This is a genomic window from Streptomyces sp. NPDC058751 (assembly GCF_042746485.1).
In the GTDB taxonomy this organism is placed as follows: domain Bacteria; phylum Actinomycetota; class Actinomycetes; order Streptomycetales; family Streptomycetaceae; genus Streptomyces.
In genome coordinates, this window is the sequence record NZ_JBHYPZ010000025.1 from 62448 (window position 1) to 79859 (window position 17412).

The window sequence follows — 17412 nt, forward strand, 5'->3', positions numbered from 1 at the left end:
CCATGCACAGCGGTGATGCTTAGCGTCGCGTCCTCGTCGGGGCGGTCACATCGTCTCGGTGAGGATGTGCAGCAGGAACCACGCAGCGAACCCCAGCCATCCCACGGTGAAGACTGCCCGCCCGGCCTTGGACGTGCGGATGCGGAACAGCTTCCGGGTGTTCTCGCTGAGGGTGTCGCCCTCCAGTTTGTTGACCAGCGCCCATGTCTCGAACAGGGCGAACAAGGAGGTCCACAGGACCCAGACGATCCAGCTCACGGCGTTTCTCCTTCAGGGGCGGTGCGGTAGCGCAGGCGGCAGCGGCAGTTGACGGTGAGAGAGCGAGGGGCGAGCGGGTCGCCGGGGAAGCGCACCGGCCAGCCCTCCATCTCGAAGGGCTGTTTCACGGGCAGCATCAGGCCCTCTGCGGCAGCGTGAGCCGGACGTACGCGGTCGTCGCGCCGTGTCTGCCAGGTGCGCTGGATGTCCGGGCTCGTGGACGCTGCGACAGCATCGACGGCACCGTTCACCGTGGCGGTGGCGGCCGATTCGGCGATGCTGCCGATGACGTGTGCCGACTCCTCGCCCTGCAGCATCTCGCCGACAGTTCCGACCAGGGCATCGAGGGCGGAGCCGGCCTGCTGCGCTTCGTCGAGCGTCAGCTCCAGGGCCCGGTGGAAGGCCAGCATGGTGTCGGCGGCGACGGCCGCCGCGGTGAGCACCGCGGCGCCGATGCCGGCCGACGCCCCGCCGCCGACACTGCTACCGAACGCGTCCGCGGCGTCGGCAGCCCTCGCACCCGCAAGGCGGGTCAGGACGGGCGTGAGGGTGGCGATCACCTCGTCTTGCCACTTCTCGGCCCCCACGGCCTTGCCCATGTCCATGGGCTTGATGCCGCCGCGGGTATCGGTCGGCCCGTCGTCCAGCCAGTAGCGGGTGCCCTTGCGCGCCTTGGGGGACCGCAGACGCGCGGTGATGACGCCCTCCTGCCGGGCGAACAGCCCGGTGAGAGCGGCTTCGACAGCAGCGCGGGCCTGGTCGAAGTCGTCGTCCCTGACGCTGAACTCGGTGATCAGTGAGAGCGCCTTGGACTCCATCCGGCGTGCCTCGTCGACGGCGGCCGCCGCGGGGCCTTCCTCGGGTATCCCGTCCAGGCCTGCCCGTGCCTCGTCGACGGCGGCCGCCGCGGGGCCCGACTGCGGGCTCAACATGGCGGCGTGCGCCTCGTCGACTGCGGCGGCCGCCGCCCCCGGCGTCCCGCCGGGGGCGTACCCGAGTGTCTCGTCGCGCGCTTCGGCCACGGCCTGCGCCGCTGCGCCATCTGTCGGCGGCGGGCCGGGAGGCTGCGGCGCGTTCGGGCCGGGCCCGGCCATTCCCGGGCTTCCACCCTGGTCCGGGCCGCTGGAGATTCCGAGTGCAGCGGCGTCACCCGGTACGAGCGGCACGGGCGCCTTCTGCGGGGAGATCCACAGCGCGCGGGTATGCGGGTTGGAGTACGGAGACAGTCCTGCGAGCTTGCGGTATTCGTCGATGCTGATGAGCCCGGCGTTCCACTCCTCGCGGGCTTCCGCGCGCCGTTTCCGCCGTGGCAGTTCCAGCACTTCGACGGTCGACGTGTCGTAGCGGAGCCGCATTTCTTCGCCTGCGTCCTTCTCGAACGCGTTGGCGATGAGCTCCAGGTGACCGAGTTCCGTGTGCAGCCAGAAGCCGAGTTCTTCCTGCTCGGCGTTGTCGAAGGTTCTCCCAGAGGCGTTGCCGGTGACGGACTCGGGAACGCCGAACGCGGCGAGGATCTCCAGCTTCGCGTTCGCGGAGGCGTGCTCGTAGTTCATGTCCCGCGGCTTGGCGGCGGTGTCGACGTAGTTCATGCCGCCAGGCCCTGCCGCGATCACCGACAGGTGGCCGGCGAACTCGGAGCCGGGCAGGAACCGGGACTCGAGCCTGTCCATTTCCTGCGGGTTGAGGGAGGTCGCGTCGACGGCGATCACGCCACCGGGGCGGGCATCGTTCTTGATGAATGAAACGTTGTAGAGGCGCGACAGGTGGTCCAGGTCGACACTGATGCCAGCAGCCTCCAGTGGGGTGATGCCGCTGAAAGGATCAGTTGGGTGTGGGTCGCGGATCCACAGCACCCGCTCGGGCGGCAGTTCCCGGATAACGCCCTCGCGAGTCGTGAACTCGAAGTGGGAGAGGTAGTCGCCCTTGGGGTCCGGGATGGGCAGCACCCGGTCCGGCGGGAGGAGATCTAGCCGGGTCAGGGTGCCTGCCCGGCTGCGAGTCTTCTCAACGAACGCGCCTCTTTTGCTGAGCAAAATCTGCGCCGAGAGCCGCTTGCGGAGCATCGGCCCCGTCTCCAGCGGATTCGCCTGCCCGTTGAGCAGCCGCAGGAGTGGATGGTCAGGGAACGTCTCCTCGAACTCGCCCTCTTCAGTGAGCCCGCGGCCCAGTTCGAGGGGGAGGCGTGAGGCGTGCTTGCCGATGGTGTCGATGGCCTTGAACACCCAGACGACGCGCTCGTACCCCTCGGTGACGACGCGGTCCATGTCCCAGCCGTCGGCGCGGCCTTCTGTGCCCCAGATGTTCCCGGTGCCGGCGTACATCGTCGACGTGTACGCGCCTCCGGACCAGGAGATCGTTTTGGTTTCCGTCTCGACCGGTTGGGAACTGCCGGATAGCAAGGAACGCAGCGCGGGGAGGAAACGGCGGCCCGCCATCAGCGCACCTCACCCGAGGTCAGCCACAGGCCCGCGCCGCCTACGAGGGCGGACCCGGCGGCAAGAGCACCGACTGGGGAGAGGAACCAGATCAGCGACAAGGCGAGCACCGCGCCCGCCACGGTGCTCACGGTTCCGACGATGTACGCCGCTCGGCCGGGCCGGGGCCGCTGGTGGAGCGTCCAGGAGCCGAACGTGAGCAGTACGGCAGCGACCAGGCCGGTGCCGACCAGTCGGTGGACGGCGAACGCGGCAGTGACGAGGCCGATCGTTCCAGCGGCCACCAGGAGCAGCCCGGCGAGTTCGCGGGCGAGCCGCGCTCCGGCGCGGTGGCGGCCGGGCGGCGTGTCCTTGGGTGTCGTCTTCACCCGGCGGAAGCTAGGAACGCTTCCGGGCTAACGTCGCGTGGTCGGGACCTTGGTCTACATGTGGGGGCGGGAGACGCCGGCGACGTACGCCTTGAGGCCGTAGCGGCTGTAAGTGCCGCCCTTGACGAGCTTGGCCCCCGGAGGTGGCGTCGGGGTGGGCTTGCGCTTTGCTCGCACAGATTGGTCCCCGCCGATCAGGTGCCGGTTGTCGACGAGAGCTTCACAGTCGTAGCCGGAGACATCCGCGAAGGGGCGTCGGCAGTTCTTGCAGTAGGTGTCCAGCGCGTCGATGCGCTGCTCGACCTTGGTTTTGAAGGAGCCGCGGAAGTCGGCAACGCGGGCAACGGACTCGTCGACTCGGATCTCAGCGGCGACAACCCACTTGTGCGGGCGCTTTTTGACAGTGGTGGAACGGGACGTGGACTCGTCGGTCACGTGCAGGACTCTCCCCTAAGAATTCCGGGCCCGCTCCAAGGCCGTGGTCACTGAGTGAGACGCGGCAGCAGCCAATTCTGTTACGTCAACTGTCGGCCCTGTGTAGGACGGCGGCCTTGGCTGCCCAGGCCAGAACGCTCTGTGCCCGCAAGGACAGCCCGAGTCGGTTCCAGTGGAAGATCACGTGATAGCTGAGCACCTGCCTCAACCCGCGGTCGAGCGTGCCTGCTTGAACAGCACGGGCGAGTTCCTGCCCCGTACTGCGGAAGGCGGCAGCCCATTCGGCGACGGGCTCAAGTTTTCCGCCGGGGCGCAGAAGGATGTCGCTGTCGGCCCAGAGCAAAGGCAGGATCTCCTGGGCGCGGGCGTTCAGACGGTCCGCCGGGACGTCGCTGACGGCCGAGCGGTGCTCTTCCGTGATGACGCGATGCCAGACGTCCCCCTGCTCGTACCACTCCAGGCCGACGGCGCGCATCATGATCGTGCAGAGGAGAACGGAGAGCTCGCGCGGCCCCACGGCCAGGTCCCCGCGCTGCCTGAGTTGCGGCGCCTCTCGGCTGTCAGTCATGAACAGGGCGTGCGCGGCCGTCATGCTGGCCTCGCCCCCGAATGCCGCGGTCTCAGGCTCGTAGATCCCGGGCCACCAGCGCACGAGGTGCCCGTCGGCCACAAGGCGGTGCAAGCCGAGTCGGTCCAGGCCCTCCGCGGCTCCGATCTTGGCGCCGATCCCCGGCCGGACGCGGAGACGCAGGCGCCAGCAGGGGTGCTTCCTGGTGTACCACCAGCCGCCGATGATGCCGCCGGTCTCTGCCTCCTGGAGCAGGGGCAGGACGTGCGCGGTGAAGGTCTCGTCGGCTTTCGTCCAGTCGGTGAAGTGGAGATACACCTGCCACCAGTCGTCCGTGGAGGCGTGCCGGGCCAGGGCCTCCCGGCCGGCCTGGTCGTAGACCGCCAGGGCGTCGGACAGGGTCGTCGGTTCCATCCCGTGCTGGGCTGCGACTTCGGGGATCGGCAGGCCGGTGAGGGCGGCCGTGACCGCGCGGTGGATCGGGCTCGGCTCCGTCGAGATCAGTTGATCAGGAGACATGCGTCCCATCCGGTGATCGGGGCCTGCTGTGAGGCGTGGGTGGTCAGGGCGAGCGCGGCGCCGGCGTCACCGTTGATCAGGCCGGACTCGGGAAGTCCGGGCCGGGCGCTCGCGGCGAGGGCGTCGCCGAGGCTTCCCGGGAGGGCCTGGAGACGATGGTCGAGGGCATCGGCGGCGGCGCGGGTGGCCGTCTGGTAGATGCCCGCCCAGCCGTGGCACAGACCCGAGTCGGTGACCTGGGCGAGCTGTTCGGGGTCGGTCAACGCCCGGTACAGCGCGTCCTCGTAGAACGCCTGGACGTCGGGGGCGCGCAGGGCGAGCCCGGCGAGTTGCCCGGCTCGTGCGATGCCCGTGGTCCCGTAGCACCAGCTCGGCCGGGTGGGAGCATCGTGGTGGGGGCGCCCGAGGTCGACGTCGCGGCGCGAGATGTGCTCGGGCCACCAGGGACCGGAGGGACTGGGCTGGCACCAGGTGTCGAGGTGTTCGCAGATGCTCCAGATGGCTTCGCGGTGGCCGCTGACGGTGATGCCGCGGCGCATGGCTTGGGCCAGCAGGAGGAGCGGGCCGGTGATGCCGTGGGCGGCGCCGAAGTTGCCGTGGCCGCCCGGGAAGTGGGGAGATTCGCCGCGGGCCGGGTCGTGGCGGACCCACCAGCCCGGCAGGCCGCGGCCGTCGGGCGCGAGGGGGCGGGTCAGGGCGACGAGGTACTTCAGGACTCGTTCCAGGGGGAGCCCTTCGGGGTCGGTCCGCAGGAGGTACGCCCCGATGCCGGTGAGGCCGTAGAACAGGTCGTACTCGGCGAAGGTGGGCAGGTCGCCCTTGCGGATGCGGGTGAGCGCGGCGTCCACGCGGCGGTGGGTCAGGTCGGTGATGTGCTGGTGCAGGGTCCGCCGCGCCGGTTCGTACAGGTGCTGAAAGGACGGCGGGACGGTGGTGAGGACGAAGCCGAGGGCCGGGGCGCCGAGGAACAGTCCCGCGGTGTCGGCCGCGCTGATGTGGCCGGCCGCCGCGGCGGTGATCCACCGGTGGGCGGGGCGCCAGGAGCCGCCGTGACGGCTGATCGTCTCGATGTGCAGCAGGCTGATTCCGGCGGCGCCGTCGGCGAGGGACTGCACCGCCCACGGCTCGTCCGGAGGCGAGGGAGCAGGTTGTGCGAGGTGGGCGGTGTACTGCTCCAGGATCGCCGCGGTGGTGGCGGCTGGCGCGGTCATCAGGCGGCCCTCCGGTGCTGGAGTGCCGCGGTGCGTACGAGCCGGATCGTGGTCTCCTCGGCGCGCGGGTCGACGCCCAGGGCCCGGACGTGGTGCTGGTGCAGGAGTGACCGGGCGACGTCGAGCGGATCACGCTGGCCGGTCAAGGCTGTCTGGTAGGTGTCGACGGCGGTGGCGCGGGCCCGCCACGCTTCAGCGACCGCAGGGCCGCCGGGGAGGGCCGCGAGCACGGAGTTGCCGTTCGGCGCGGCGAGTTCGAGCACCTGGGTACGCAGGGCCCGGTTCAGTCGTCCCGTGCCCTGGGGGAGGTTGCGCACCAGCCACTCCTCAGCCGCCGCGGTGTCCGGCGCCAGGGGGGTGACGAGGTGCAGAGCACTGGTTGCGGCGAGAGCCTGCGGGGCGAGCACGTCGGTGTACTCGGTGAGCTGGATCTGGGCGAGGGCGGCGGCGGAGTCCGTGGCGAACACCCGGTGCGCGGCGTCCATGGCCGCCTCGCCGCCGAAGCGCCCGGTCTGCGGCTGGTAGGGAGCCAGGACGAGCCCGGCCGCCAGACCGGTCCCGTGCAAGCTGTCCGCCCACCTGCGGACGTGCTGAGCGGCGGCCCCGTACGCGTCCGGCGGCAGGTGCAGAGTGAGGTCGAGGTGCTGGTCGGCGTCCGGGCGGGCCATCTCCCGGTGCCGGGTGAACCACCAGAGTGGAGGGGCGTCGCCGAACGCGGCGAGGAGGCTGGGCAGGTGGCGGCTCAGGATCTCGTCGTAGCGGCGCGGGTGGGCGTGGAGCTGCGCGAGGAGGATGTCGCCGGCGCCCGGAAGGTGCCGACCGGGGGCCGCTGACGGGGCGGGGCGAGGCCGGAGTACCTCGGCGGCTGGCTCCGAGCGGCCCAGGGAGAACCAGATCTCGTGTGCCCGCCCGATCCAGCCGTGGGCGTCTGCGTCCGGGACCTCGCGCAGCTCCAGGCGCCGGGCGTTGTCGAGGTGTGCGCGCAGTACCCGGCGGTGGACCGGGTGGGACAGGTCGAGGGGGAGGCGCTGGTCGTACTCGATGATGGCGACCTGCACCGGGACCCGCAGCCGGCCGCGCCATGCGGTGAAGGCCTGCTCCCATCTCTCCGTCGGGGTTGTACGGCCGGGCAGGTCGTCGGCCCTCAGCAGCCACCGGGCCTGCGTGAAGATGGTGCGGCGGTAGCGCACCCGCGGCAGGTACGGAAGCCGGGCGCCGACGCCGAAGTCGAACGGCTTGTAGGCGGCGAACTTCCCATGGGCCACTTCGGCGAGGAAACGAGCCAGCGGCGGAGTCTGGGTCCCGCCCTCCAGCGCGTGCAGGACCCGCACGTCGACTGGCCGGCCGGTGGAAAGCTGCACGAGGTGAAAGCTGCGCGGGTCCGCGGTGACGGCGATGTCGGCGAGCCGGATCGTCGTCTCGTCGGCCTCCTGGTGGCCGGACAGCTCGATGACGTGCGGCAGTAGCCGCGGTGTACGGGTGACGTTCTCGTTGCGGTGGCGGCGCGGAGGGAACACGAGCTGCGCCGTCAGGCCGTCCGGCGCCCCCTGGTACGTGGCGGCGAGCGCGTCCTGCTGCTCGGGCGGCAGGACGTGGGCGAACCGGCCGGCCATGCTGCTGCCGGGGCGAGGTGCCGCAGTGAGCAGAATGTCGAAGGAGCCGCGGGACAGATCCGTGGTGCTGTGGGAGTGAACTTCGAAGGCGGTCTCCACGCGGGGTACGAGCAGCGGCTCGTCACTTCCGGCGGCCTTTTCCAACGCGTCGACCATGTCGTCCGTCAGCCGGAGCTCATCGCGGCCGTCCAGGATGACTTGTTGCACCAAGGCGAGCAGCAGTTCATCGCGGTCGGTGCGCGGTTTCAGGGCGGCAGAACGTTCGGAGCCGATGTATCCGGCGGGTAGGCCAAGGCCGCTGTCGGCGACCAAGTCCAGCACCGGCACCAGGGCGCCGACGCCGTACCGGGCCCGGAACCGGTAGTGATAGTCGCGCCAGTGCTGGTAGCCGTAGGGCTGCGGGGTGGTCCGGTAGAGGGCCGACACGGCTGCTTGCACTTCCGCGATCACCGTCTGCGGGAGGTGGATCTCGCAGTCGAGGGCGGTGTCAATGAGTAGCGGTGTCGGCGTGACGGGGGTGAAGGCGCGCATCCGCGCGGCGACGGCGCGCACCCTGGTGTCGGAGATCATCGGCTGGTGGGCGGACATGTCGTCGCGCAGCGCGTACAGCGCCTGGACCAGGTCCCGCACCTCGGGGACGGTGTCCGCCTGGAGCCGGTCCAGTTCGCGGCACAGGTGCTGGAAGGCGTCCACGGTGGTCATGGGCGCCCAGAGGCTGGTTACGAGGAACTGCTGCTCGACCAGGCTGGCCAGAAGGGCGTCGATCTTCTCCGGGGTGGCCTGCGGGAAGCGGTCGCGCAGGTGGTCGTGGAGGTCGCCGTAGGAGATGGGGGTGCGGGCCGCGTCCATGGCGGCGGCCACCGGCCGGGCGTTGCGGACGGATATCTCGACCGGGGCCAGGAGGACGGCGTGGCCGTCGGAGGGCGGGCCCGGCGCCACGAGCCGGTCACCGCGGGGGCGGGCGGCGTTGTTGGCGACGAGCGGTAACCGCTCCAGTAATGCGGGGGTGCGCTGGAGCCGGAGGACCATTTCGGTGACCCATTCGGCGTCCGGCCGGATCATCGCGCGGTGCTTGTCGCGCCACCGCGCGCTCGCCTGGGGCCCGACAGCCACCGGGGCGGTGCCGGCGAACAGGCCGAGCGGAGTCGGCCGGTGCTGCCACCGCAGGAGGTAGGAGATCGTCGACAGCGCGGTCCGGCGGACGTGACGGGGCTCGGCCTGCCGGCCCTGGACGACTGCCTCGATGGCGTCGGACAGGACGGGGGTGGCCAGTTCCAGGGCACTGCGGAAGTCCTCGCGTTGCCAAATGCGGTTGAGCCATCCGCGGGTGACGGCCACGTTGTCCAGATTGAGGGTATGGGGGATGTCTGCCGGCCCGGGGCTGGTGGTGGCGCGCAGCAGCGCAACGCCTTGCCACTGGTATCCGGCGACTGCTCGGGAAGCCATGAGGCCCTTCCGTGAGGCGGCGCAGGGAGAGAGGGGCCTGTGGGCCGGGCGAAGCGCTTCGCCCGGCCCACAGGTGAGGGACGGCCTGGATCAGGCCGGGTCCTCGGTGAAGGAGCCGCAGGCGGAGGAGCCGGTCGCGCAGGTGGTGCCGCAGCCGTCGCCCGTGGAGCACATGAGCTTGCCGTGCGGGTGCTCGGCGATGACGACCTTCACGTCCAGGGGCGCGAAGTCGTCCTCGTCCAGGCCCGGCAGTGAAACGGGCGGGGCCAGAGTGGCGCTTGCCATGGTGTGCCTTCCTGTTATTCGGATGGTGCGGGACTGCCTGGCTCCCGGCGTTACGCCGCGGGCCAGGAGAGCGAGACCCGGCTGTGCGTTTTGTCGATGACCCGATCGGCCGGGATCTGGGCATCGGGGGTGCCAGCCGGGTAGACCCGGATGACCGGGCTGGGGCCGCCGCGCCGGTTGGTCTCCCAGTCGCGCAGCACGTCGGCGATCTTGTCGGCGAACTGCTTCGCGTTCGGGCCGAGGGCGTGCACGCCGTACTCCAGGTGCTTGTTGTCCTCGGTGCGGCGGGTGACGAGGTAGGCGAAGGTGTCGTCCTCGACGGCAGCGAGGGCGAACCGCTTGTTCACGGGGTCGACCAGGCCCGTGTCCAGGTCTTCGTCGACGGCCATCGTGCAGAAGCCCGGCAGGCTGATCGCCATCGCCATCTGGAGGGTGTCGATGAGTTCCTGGACACGAACCGTGACGCCGGTCCACAGTTCGTGGCGCGGTGTGGTGACGGCGTTGTCGAGCCGGTGCGGGTCGGCCGGCAGGCCGTCATCGAACTTGAGCCCGATCTCCGGAGTGCCGTTGACCAGGAGGAGTTCTTCCCGGTGAGCGGTCGAGCCCTGCATCGGGACGAAGCCGCAGATCCGCGCCGACTCGCTCTCCAGGTAGGAGCCGTGCTCGCCCGCGACCTGGGTGAAGGAGACCGACCGGGTCAGGCCTCGCATCCGCAACGGCACCACCAGCCGGCCGCCGGGCTTGAGCTGCGCGGTCCACGCCGGAGAGATGTCCCAGGCCCCCGCGGTCACCATGACGACATCGACTTCACCGAGGTCCGGGATCGGCTCGGCTGCGTCGACAGTGACGACGCGGACCCTGCCGTATCCGTGCTCGTCCAGGAGCCGCCGGGCGCGGTCGGTGACCTCGACGTCGATGTCCACGGTGATCACTTCGCCGTCCTCGCCGACGAGTTCGGCGAGGTAGGCTGCGTTCAGCCCTCCCGAGCCGATCTCCAGCACCCGCATTCCGGGGCGTACCTGCGCCTGCTCCAGCATCATGGCCTGGATCTGCGGGGCGGAGACGGAGCTGATCTGTACGCCGTACTCGTCCGTTTTCGTGATCACGGCGGCGTACGGGTCGTACGCCTTGTCCAGGGGCGCGCCGGGGATGAATTCGTGGCGAGGCACCTTGCGCATCACCGTGTCGATCTCCGGGGTGGAGAGGGTGCCCTCCCTGCGGAGCTCGTCCACCGCCTCGTTCCGCAAGCGGGTCGCCTCGTCGGGTTCGACGGTCGTGTTGATCATGAAGTTCCTTCGGTCGTACGTGTGTGAGGGGTCGGGCCGGCAGGAAGGTGCCGGTGCGCCGGGAGGCTATCGGCGGGCGTTCTCCGTTCTTGTCAGCTCACTTGAGCCGACGATGTAGGGGTGGACGGCGCGTGACAGCTATGGCGCCGGTGCGGAGCCGTTCGGCGGTCCGACCCGTCACGTCAGGGCCGCCGAACGGCCGTCTAGGTGAGGGCCGCAAGATCGTCCAGACTGATGACCTCGTAGTCCCGCAATTCACGTACGAGTTGGCTCGCCAGGAACCAGCCCAGTTGGGGGTGCCCGTACGCCACGGGCGCGTCGTCGTCCTCGGCAGGAAGGGGATCCAGGCCGGTGGCGGTCAGGCGGTACCGGGAGCCGACGACGCCCCAGACGGATGCCGCCCGCGCGAGGAAGGCGACGTACCCCTTTTGCAGGTGCGGGCACAGCTCTATGGCCGGCCGCAGGTGCTTCAGGCACACCGGCGGCTGGGCTGTCCTCACCGGCTCACCAGCACGGTGAGATGCGTTTTCCGCGGCCCCGGCGAGGAAAATGTAGCCCCGGTCGGTCTCAGCCGGGCAGAAATCGATCTGGCACCGAAGCCGCTCCATCGTCTCCCGCTGCCGGGTGGGGTTGACCAGGCGCCACTGCGGCTTGCCCGTCGGCTTCCCGGCAGCGTTGAGTGACTGGGAGCACCGCGCCCACAGCTCACCGCGCGGCCCACGGTCAGCGGGGGTTTCGTCCTGGTAGGCGAGACGCATGGCGCCGAAGGCGTTCGTGCCGAGCGTGAGGTCCGACTCCAGCCCGCCGTACTCGCCCTCTCGATGGGTGATGTACGGAACGAGTCTCGACGCGGCGCTGCTTCGCTTCATGCGGCTGCCCTCACTGCTTCGTGGGGCCGGTGCGGTGCCACAATCCGTCCGTCGGGGAGGAGTGCGCCGGTGTCCTCGAACAACACCGTGCCGTTGCACAGCAGCGCCCAGCCCAACACCTCGTCCCGAGCCACGGATCGCGCCGCGGCCCGGTCGGGCGCGTCGGCCGACGGGCACGGGGGTTGGTGCTGACACATGAAGCTGGTCCTTCCAGATCGTGGAGTTGGGCCCTCTTCGGCCTACGTTGCCGTGGGGGAACACGGATAGGGGTTGGCCGAAGAGGGAGTCAGGGGGGTCCCGCTTGAACGCGGGTCTTGCACAGGTCCACCGGGCCAGGGGCGGGCACAGGGCCGGAAGTGGCCCCCGTTCCCTGAACCACCGTCCAATCCGGGGAACGAGGAGGCTGGGCAGCCTCAGGAAAGAGGAAGGCGGGATGGTCGGGTCGCACGGAGCGTCCTTGATCTAGTTGTGGGAGATGCGCCCGGTGCGGGGGAGTTCGGCGTCCTCGTGGGAGGAGTCCGCCGAACCGGCGTCCCCGCACCGGGCTGGTGTCCCACGGTCGGCAACGGGGGGTGCCTAGCGTGAGACGGGGGCCCGCGCACGGCTCATGCGGAGGATGGGGCGAGCCGAGCGCGGGAGCTTCAGGCGGCAATCGGCGGAGGGTGGATGGCGGCGGCGTGCAGAACGGACCATTGGGTTCGGCCGCCTCCGGTCTCTTCCTGCAAGAGGCTTTCGGCGAGGCGCCGGCGCTGGACTTCGCCGGTGCCGGCAGGTGCGTACGTGGTCTGCATGTCGCGCCAAATCCGCTGGATGGGGCCATCCGAGTCCAGGCCCGCGGCGGCGTGCAGTTGCATGGCGTCGTTGCCGGCCTCGGAGGCGAGGTCATGGCCGAAGCCTTTGGCGGCGATCAACTCGTCGTCGCAGGGCAGGCGCCGGTCCAACATGTCGACGGCGTGATAGGCCAGGACCTTGGCCGTGATCAGCCGAGCGGACATGCGACCGAGTCGTTCCTGTATGACGCTGAGGTCGGCGAGTTTGCCTTCGTAGCGAGGGCGTTTGCCGACGTACTGAGCCGTGAGGGAGACGGCCGTATCGTGCAGGCCGAGACTGAGCGCGGTGAGGTTGGCTCGCCCGCACAGGATGCTGCTGGACTGGGCGACGTCGAAGCCCTGACCAACCTCGCCGAGCACGTTTCCGGGAAGCACTCGAACTCGGTCGAAAGTGATCTGGCCGAAACTGAAGCCACGCAGCCCCAACTTGGCGCTGTGTCGCACGAGGCGCACACCCCGCTGGTCGCCCTGAACCAGGAATGCGGTGAGGGCCTGTGAGGTGCGGGTGCCAGCCGGGGCGGTGCGGGCGACGACCACGTGAAGATTCGCGATGTGGCTGTTGCCGACGTGAGCTTTGACTCCGGTGAGAACCCAGGCGCGGCCGTCCCACTCGGCTGCGGTCTGTATTCCGCCGATGTGACCGCCCTGGTCCGGCTCGGTGACGGCGATCGACATCAGGGCGCTGCCGTCCGCGATGCCCGGCAAGAGCGTGGTGTGCTGCTCTTGGCTGCCGTAGTAGAGCAACGCGGCGACCGGGATCAGGCTGGCTTGCAGGATGGCGGCGGCCGCACCGGAGACCCTGGCGAGGCGGTGAATCAGGATCGTCTTCGCGACGTGCCCGGCTTGCATGCCCCCGAAGGTCTCGGGCACGGTGACGCCGAACCAGCGGCGGCCGGCCAGCAACCGAGCGATCCTCTGGTCCACCCGCTGCGGCGCGCTCTCCATTCGGCCCACCCGGGGCAGGATCTCCTGGGCGGCGAAGTCGTCGGCGGCCGCCCACAGCGCCTGATGGGCAGGCGTGAGGAACCTGTCGAGGACGGCGGGTGTGGTGGGCATGGACATGGACGGTCCCTCTCCCTAAAGGGGCTCACATGACGGCTGCGGCCGAAACCGCGTGTGTGGGGGGGGGCAGGACGTGCGTCAGGAGGCAGGCGGCGGGGTGGGGATCTTGAGGGCGTCGGCCGCCGCGCGGGAGCCCTCCCGGACGATCGTCTGCAGCTGGGCCGCATCGCGGAGGGTCCGCGGCTCCGGGTCGATGATGCAGACGGTGAGCAGGGCCAGGCCGGTCGCCTCGTCGATAATGGGGCTGCCGAAGTAGGACTGGATGCCGATCGCGTCGACGACCTGGTTGCTCTGGAAGCGCGGGGAGGCGGCGACGTCCGGCAGGGGCAGACCGCGCCTGCGCTGGATGACCTCGGGACACCAGCCGTGAGCGCGGCTCATGGTGCGTCCGACGAGGGGATAGCCGGACTCCTGCGGCGGGTTGTGCAGGCCGAGGAAGGTCTGCTCGTCGCTGAAGGCGTTCACCATGGCGTAGAGGAAGCCGCTCTGGCCGGCCATGGTTGTGGCGATGTCGTCCAGGACCTCCTGCCCCTGCATGGTGATGCCCAGCTCGGCGAAGCGGGCGAGACGGGTGGCCATCTCGGACAGTTCGGTGGCCGGGTCTTCGGTGAAGGCCTCGACGTGACGCTGAGTGGTGCGAGCATAAGGAGTAGTCATCAGGCGTCCAAGCGTGTGGAGTTCATCGAACGGGTCTGTACGGCGTGCTGGACCAGGGCGAGGAGTACCGAGGCCACGGACTCGGCGTTGCGGGCGTCGCAGAACATCAGCGGCACGTGTTCGTCGACGTCGAACGCTTCGCGGATCTCCGCCAGCGTGCGCGGGGCGGTGCCGGGGAAGCGGTTGATCGCGATGATGAAGGGCATGCCGAGCTGCTCGAAGAAGTCGGCAGCATGGAAGCTGGAGTCGATCCTTCGCGTGTCGGCCAGGACGACGGCACCGAAGGCACCTTCGGCCAGGTCGCGCCAGAAGTCCCAGAAACGGGGCTGGCCAGGGGTGCCGAACAAGTACAGCTCTATCGGGTCAGGAACGTCCCAGCCGACTCGGCCGAAATCGAAGGCGACTGTCGTGGTCGTCTTGTACTCGACACCGTGAAGACTGTCGGTGGCCGCGCTCTGCTGGGTGAGGACTTCCTCGGTCCGCAGCGGCGCAATGTCGCTGATGGCGCCGATCGCGGTGGTCTTCCCCACCCCGAACCCTCCGGCGACGACCACCTTGACGATCACCCGATCGCCCGGCTGGACAGACTGCGTCACGATTCCGTCACCCGGCCTTCGCGGTCGCGTTGGGGAAGCGGCGCTTGAGCGCGGCACTCAGCGCGAACAGCGTCTGCACATCGCGGTCCTGGCCGGGGACATCCGGCACCGGCAGACTCAGCGCCCCCGCATCGATCAGGTCGGAGACGAGTACCGTCACCGCGGCGACGTGCAGGTCCAGCGTTCCCGCCAGCTCGACGAGCGGCCGGGTGCGCTCCCGGCACAGCACCACGATCTGCACACTCTCCTCGGATAAATCCTGCGGGGAACGGGGGCCGGGGCCAAGGACGGTGTGCATGCTGAGGCGATGACGAGCGCGTGTGCGTCCGTCGGTCACCGCGTACAGCCGCACGATGCTGTCCGTCTCGTCCGTCGCAGATCCCGGACCGGATCGGGGACTCATTCGACACCGGCGCCCTGACCATCGCGCGCGCGGACGGGGGTGGTCATGAAGGGGGCGAAGCGCTGGACCAGGCGGCCGGCGGCGAAGGCCACCGTGCCGATGTTCGCGTCGGTGCGGGCGAGTACGACCAGGATCGTCGCCACCTTCGTGCCGTTGGCGTTGAAGGCGCTACCCGTGCCAGCCTCGGTGGCGAGGAAGAGGGTGTCGTCGCGCTCGATGAGGATCTGTCCCGCCGGCATCTGCTTGTCCGTCGGGCCGGTGACGCCCTTGGCCAGCCCAGCCATCCCGGAGAACGCTGCGGCCACCCCGTCCGCCCAGTCGGGATCCATGTGCGAGGGGATCGCCTGCTTCATGCCGTCCCGAGAAGCGAGCATGGCGTGCGTCACGCCGACGGTGTCGGTCACGAACTCGTCGAGCAGTCTTGCCATCTGCCCCTGGATCTCCGCGGGGGAGATCGTGGAGGTGGCCGAGTCGAAGGTCATGGCGAAGGACTCCAGAGGGGGATCAGGGCTGATTCGGAGGGACGTCGGCCTGCAGCCCGGCGCGCAAGCCGGTGCGCCAGTCCGCGGCGGCCCGGGGATTGGCGGCCGGCGCAGGCACAGCGTCCGTCGATGCCGCGGGCACGGGGCGCCGTTCCCGTCGCCGCTTCGGCAGGGGCTCGGTGCCAGTGCCGACTGGCTGCGGGGCGGGAGAGGTGTGAGGGTCGGGGAAACGCTGTTGTCCGGCTCCCGGGCGCACCAGCTCTTTGACCGGTCGAGGCTCGGTTGGCACCGACACGGTTCCGATGACCGGCGCGGTGGCGACAAGGTACTGATTGGGGACGACAACGTTGGCCGTGGTGCCGCCCGACGGATTCATCTGCAGGTATACCTGCAGGCCGTACTTTGCAGCGATCTTGGCGACCGTCACCAGGCCCAGACTGCCCTTACGGACTTGGTCCGCGACATCAGCGTGACTGGGGTTGCTCAGCACCGCGTTCAGCCGGTCCCGCTCGGCGGGGTTCATGAGGATCAACGCGCGGTCCTCGACCTCGAATACCAGGCCGTGGGCCACCCTCTGCGCACGAACGGTGACCTTGGACGCCGGATCCGAGTTGTCCAGGCCGTTGTCGATGAGCTCGGCCAGCAGGTGAGTGACATCAGGGTGCACATGCGCGGGCAGCGCGAAGGCAGCGCCTACGTCGCCAGACACAGTCTGTACCCGGGCGTACTTCACGACTTCGGACTTCGCCCCGCGCAGCATCGTGGCAACCGGGACGGGAGCCCGAGTCTCGCGCAGGGACTTACCACCCAGCACGACGGAGACGCTCTCGACCATGCGGCGCAGCCGCGTCGCGAGGTGATCGATCTTGAAACTGCGGTCGAGCAGTTCCGCGTCTTCGGTCGCCTTCTGCAGCAGCGTGAGGTGTTCCAGCATCTCCCCGATGAGGCCGTGCTGACGTCGAGACAGCGTCTGGTGCATGGCGACCAGCACGGCCGCCTGCGACTCGTCGTGGACCCGCAGCAGGCTTCCAGCTCCCTGTACCTGCAGATTGCCGATCTGCTCCAAGACCCTGACGAGCGAGGCGTCGCCTTCCCACTGCGGTTCGACCGGAAGCGGTGGCCGCGCGCCCCGGCACAGCTCCTCGGCCGTCCAGAGCATGCTCTTCTCCGTGGCCGCTGCAGCCTCCGCGATGCGCTGCAGCTCAACGTCGCGGTTGAGTTGCAGGGAGGCGGCCACGGCCCGTGTGCGGATGCCTCCGACGAGACCGGTGATGAGCACGCTGCCTGCGAGGCAGAAGGCAAGCTGCGCCGGCGTGAAGTGGAAGGCCCACGTGGCGAGGACGGTCAGGCACGCCAGAACGGCGCTGCAGGCCAATGGGGCGTACAGCACCCCGGAGACCTCGTCGAGGAGGTACCGGTCTGTGCGGGAGCGGCCTCGTCTGCGGCGATGGCTGGCTGGCCGGGCAGCTGGTTGGGGGGAAAGCATGGGGTCCTCGGAGTCGATGCCAGCAGGGGAAATGTGCGCGTCGGCAGGGCGTGTCAACCAGCAGGAAGGACAGCTTGCACGGTCTTGCCCACGACCTCGTCGTGGGCGTCCCTCCTCACGTCCCAGGACAGACGCCCCTGGTAGCGGGTGACCCACCCCAGGCCGGTCAGCGTGCCGCTGACCGCTCTGGACTGGGTCGCCGCTTTCTCGAAGTCCGGGAACTCGGGGTAGTCGTCGTCCACCTCGATGAGGAGTTCGTGCGTATCCGGCGTCACAATCAGGTGGAGGGAAACGCAGCCGTCGGTGAGGGGCTTGCCGTGTCGTACGGCGTTGTCCACGAGCTTGGCGGCGACGCGGGCTGCAACGTCCACGTCGCCTTGCCAGCGGGCGACCGTGAGCCAGGGGCGCACCCGCAGCCGCGCGTTGGGCCCCGCTCCCGCATCGGCCCGCAGGATGGTGCTCCACTCGAAGGCCGGTTTTGCTTCCGTTCGTAGAGGAAGCAGAGTGGTCGGGGCCGTCGACGGCATGGGTGTGACCGCCTCGCCGACGCAGACAGCCGGTTGCTGATTCGGGGGGTTCACAGGAAGGCTCCCAGGTGCACGC

The 17412-nt window shown here is 69.7% G+C and carries 18 protein-coding genes; all 18 read right to left on the bottom strand.

The window, feature by feature from the left end; all coding sequences use genetic code 11:
* Nucleotides 1–45: 45 nt before the first annotated feature.
* The 18 genes from ACFW6B_RS23115 to ACFW6B_RS23200 all read right to left on the bottom strand — a co-directional run bounded on the left by ACFW6B_RS23115 (nucleotide 46) and on the right by ACFW6B_RS23200 (nucleotide 17336).
* Nucleotides 46–258 carry a hypothetical protein gene (locus ACFW6B_RS23115; protein WP_386598417.1) on the bottom strand — a complete coding sequence of 71 codons (213 nt, stop codon included), beginning with the start codon at nucleotides 256–258 and terminating at the stop codon, nucleotides 46–48.
* Entirely contained in the window at nucleotides 255–2579 is a 2325-nt protein-coding gene (locus ACFW6B_RS23120; protein WP_386598418.1) for a phage portal protein, read from the bottom strand. Before ACFW6B_RS23120 ends, ACFW6B_RS23115 begins: the two co-directional genes overlap by 4 nt.
* A gap of 113 nt (nucleotides 2580–2692) precedes the next feature.
* Nucleotides 2693–3061, bottom strand: a complete 369-nt coding sequence (locus tag ACFW6B_RS23125; RefSeq protein ID WP_386598419.1) for a hypothetical protein — start codon at nucleotides 3059–3061, stop codon at nucleotides 2693–2695.
* Nucleotides 3062–3115: 54 nt separating this feature from the next.
* Complete coding sequence (locus ACFW6B_RS23130) at nucleotides 3116–3496, bottom strand: hypothetical protein (RefSeq protein ID WP_386598420.1); 381 nt, start codon at nucleotides 3494–3496, stop codon at nucleotides 3116–3118.
* Between the two features lie 85 nt (nucleotides 3497–3581).
* Complete coding sequence (locus ACFW6B_RS23135; RefSeq protein WP_386598422.1) at nucleotides 3582–4583, bottom strand: thiopeptide-type bacteriocin biosynthesis protein; 1002 nt, start codon at nucleotides 4581–4583, stop codon at nucleotides 3582–3584.
* Entirely contained in the window at nucleotides 4565–5794 is a 1230-nt protein-coding gene (locus ACFW6B_RS23140) for a lanthionine synthetase C family protein (RefSeq protein WP_386598423.1), read from the bottom strand. The genes ACFW6B_RS23135 and ACFW6B_RS23140 overlap by 19 nt, the downstream gene beginning before the upstream one ends.
* Complete coding sequence (locus ACFW6B_RS23145; RefSeq protein WP_386598424.1) at nucleotides 5794–8853, bottom strand: lantibiotic dehydratase; 3060 nt, start codon at nucleotides 8851–8853, stop codon at nucleotides 5794–5796. The genes ACFW6B_RS23140 and ACFW6B_RS23145 overlap by 1 nt, the downstream gene beginning before the upstream one ends.
* Before the next feature lie 90 nt (nucleotides 8854–8943).
* Nucleotides 8944–9138, bottom strand: coding sequence for an FxLD family lanthipeptide (gene fxlA, locus ACFW6B_RS23150; RefSeq protein WP_386598425.1), 195 nt, complete (start codon nucleotides 9136–9138; stop codon nucleotides 8944–8946).
* A 50-nt stretch (nucleotides 9139–9188) separates the two neighbouring features.
* The gene (gene fxlM / locus ACFW6B_RS23155; RefSeq protein WP_386598426.1) at nucleotides 9189–10424 is read right to left on the bottom strand and encodes a methyltransferase, FxLD system; all 1236 of its coding nucleotides are present in this window, start codon (nucleotides 10422–10424) and stop codon (nucleotides 9189–9191) included.
* Between the two features lie 203 nt (nucleotides 10425–10627).
* Nucleotides 10628–11293, bottom strand: coding sequence for a hypothetical protein (locus ACFW6B_RS23160; protein ID WP_386598427.1), 666 nt, complete (start codon nucleotides 11291–11293; stop codon nucleotides 10628–10630).
* The gene (locus ACFW6B_RS23165; RefSeq protein ID WP_386598428.1) at nucleotides 11290–11490 is read right to left on the bottom strand and encodes a DUF5999 family protein; all 201 of its coding nucleotides are present in this window, start codon (nucleotides 11488–11490) and stop codon (nucleotides 11290–11292) included. The genes ACFW6B_RS23160 and ACFW6B_RS23165 overlap by 4 nt, the downstream gene beginning before the upstream one ends.
* 444 nt (nucleotides 11491–11934) lie before the next feature.
* Nucleotides 11935–13185: an acyl-CoA dehydrogenase family protein gene (locus ACFW6B_RS23170; RefSeq protein ID WP_386598429.1), complete on the bottom strand. Its 1251-nt coding sequence runs from the start codon at nucleotides 13183–13185 to the stop codon at nucleotides 11935–11937.
* A gap of 78 nt (nucleotides 13186–13263) precedes the next feature.
* The gene (locus tag ACFW6B_RS23175) at nucleotides 13264–13842 is read right to left on the bottom strand and encodes a GAF domain-containing protein (RefSeq protein WP_386598430.1); all 579 of its coding nucleotides are present in this window, start codon (nucleotides 13840–13842) and stop codon (nucleotides 13264–13266) included.
* The gene (locus ACFW6B_RS23180; protein WP_386598431.1) at nucleotides 13842–14438 is read right to left on the bottom strand and encodes an ATP/GTP-binding protein; all 597 of its coding nucleotides are present in this window, start codon (nucleotides 14436–14438) and stop codon (nucleotides 13842–13844) included. Before ACFW6B_RS23180 ends, ACFW6B_RS23175 begins: the two co-directional genes overlap by 1 nt.
* Nucleotides 14439–14445: 7 nt before the next feature.
* Nucleotides 14446–14841, bottom strand: coding sequence for a DUF742 domain-containing protein (locus ACFW6B_RS23185; RefSeq protein WP_386598432.1), 396 nt, complete (start codon nucleotides 14839–14841; stop codon nucleotides 14446–14448).
* On the bottom strand, nucleotides 14838–15323 hold the full coding sequence (locus tag ACFW6B_RS23190; RefSeq protein WP_386598433.1) for a roadblock/LC7 domain-containing protein: 486 nt from the start codon (nucleotides 15321–15323) through the stop codon (nucleotides 14838–14840). Before ACFW6B_RS23190 ends, ACFW6B_RS23185 begins: the two co-directional genes overlap by 4 nt.
* A 22-nt stretch (nucleotides 15324–15345) precedes the next feature.
* Nucleotides 15346–16713, bottom strand: coding sequence for an ATP-binding protein (locus ACFW6B_RS23195; RefSeq protein ID WP_386598434.1), 1368 nt, complete (start codon nucleotides 16711–16713; stop codon nucleotides 15346–15348).
* Between the two features lie 149 nt (nucleotides 16714–16862).
* Nucleotides 16863–17336: an ATP-binding protein gene (locus ACFW6B_RS23200; protein WP_386598435.1), complete on the bottom strand. Its 474-nt coding sequence runs from the start codon at nucleotides 17334–17336 to the stop codon at nucleotides 16863–16865.
* Between the last annotated feature and the right edge of the window lie 76 nt (nucleotides 17337–17412).

Coding starts and splice junctions, on each gene's coding strand:
- ACFW6B_RS23120 (WP_386598418.1), bottom strand. CDS start 2,579: ATGTACGCCGGCACCGGGAACATCTGGGGCACAGAAGGCCGCGCCGAC.
- ACFW6B_RS23135 (WP_386598422.1), bottom strand. CDS start 4,583: ATGTCTCCTGATCAACTGATCTCGACGGAGCCGAGCCCGATCCACCGC.
- ACFW6B_RS23140 (WP_386598423.1), bottom strand. CDS start 5,794: ATGACCGCGCCAGCCGCCACCACCGCGGCGATCCTGGAGCAGTACACC.
- ACFW6B_RS23145 (WP_386598424.1), bottom strand. CDS start 8,853: ATGGCTTCCCGAGCAGTCGCCGGATACCAGTGGCAAGGCGTTGCGCTG.
- fxlA (WP_386598425.1), bottom strand. CDS start 9,138: ATGGCAAGCGCCACTCTGGCCCCGCCCGTTTCACTGCCGGGCCTGGAC.
- fxlM (WP_386598426.1), bottom strand. CDS start 10,424: ATGATCAACACGACCGTCGAACCCGACGAGGCGACCCGCTTGCGGAAC.
- ACFW6B_RS23160 (WP_386598427.1), bottom strand. CDS start 11,293: ATGAAGCGAAGCAGCGCCGCGTCGAGACTCGTTCCGTACATCACCCAT.
- ACFW6B_RS23165 (WP_386598428.1), bottom strand. CDS start 11,490: ATGTGTCAGCACCAACCCCCGTGCCCGTCGGCCGACGCGCCCGACCGG.
- ACFW6B_RS23170 (WP_386598429.1), bottom strand. CDS start 13,185: ATGTCCATGCCCACCACACCCGCCGTCCTCGACAGGTTCCTCACGCCT.
- ACFW6B_RS23175 (WP_386598430.1), bottom strand. CDS start 13,842: ATGACTACTCCTTATGCTCGCACCACTCAGCGTCACGTCGAGGCCTTC.
- ACFW6B_RS23185 (WP_386598432.1), bottom strand. CDS start 14,841: ATGAGTCCCCGATCCGGTCCGGGATCTGCGACGGACGAGACGGACAGC.
- ACFW6B_RS23190 (WP_386598433.1), bottom strand. CDS start 15,323: ATGACCTTCGACTCGGCCACCTCCACGATCTCCCCCGCGGAGATCCAG.
- ACFW6B_RS23200 (WP_386598435.1), bottom strand. CDS start 17,336: ATGCCGTCGACGGCCCCGACCACTCTGCTTCCTCTACGAACGGAAGCA.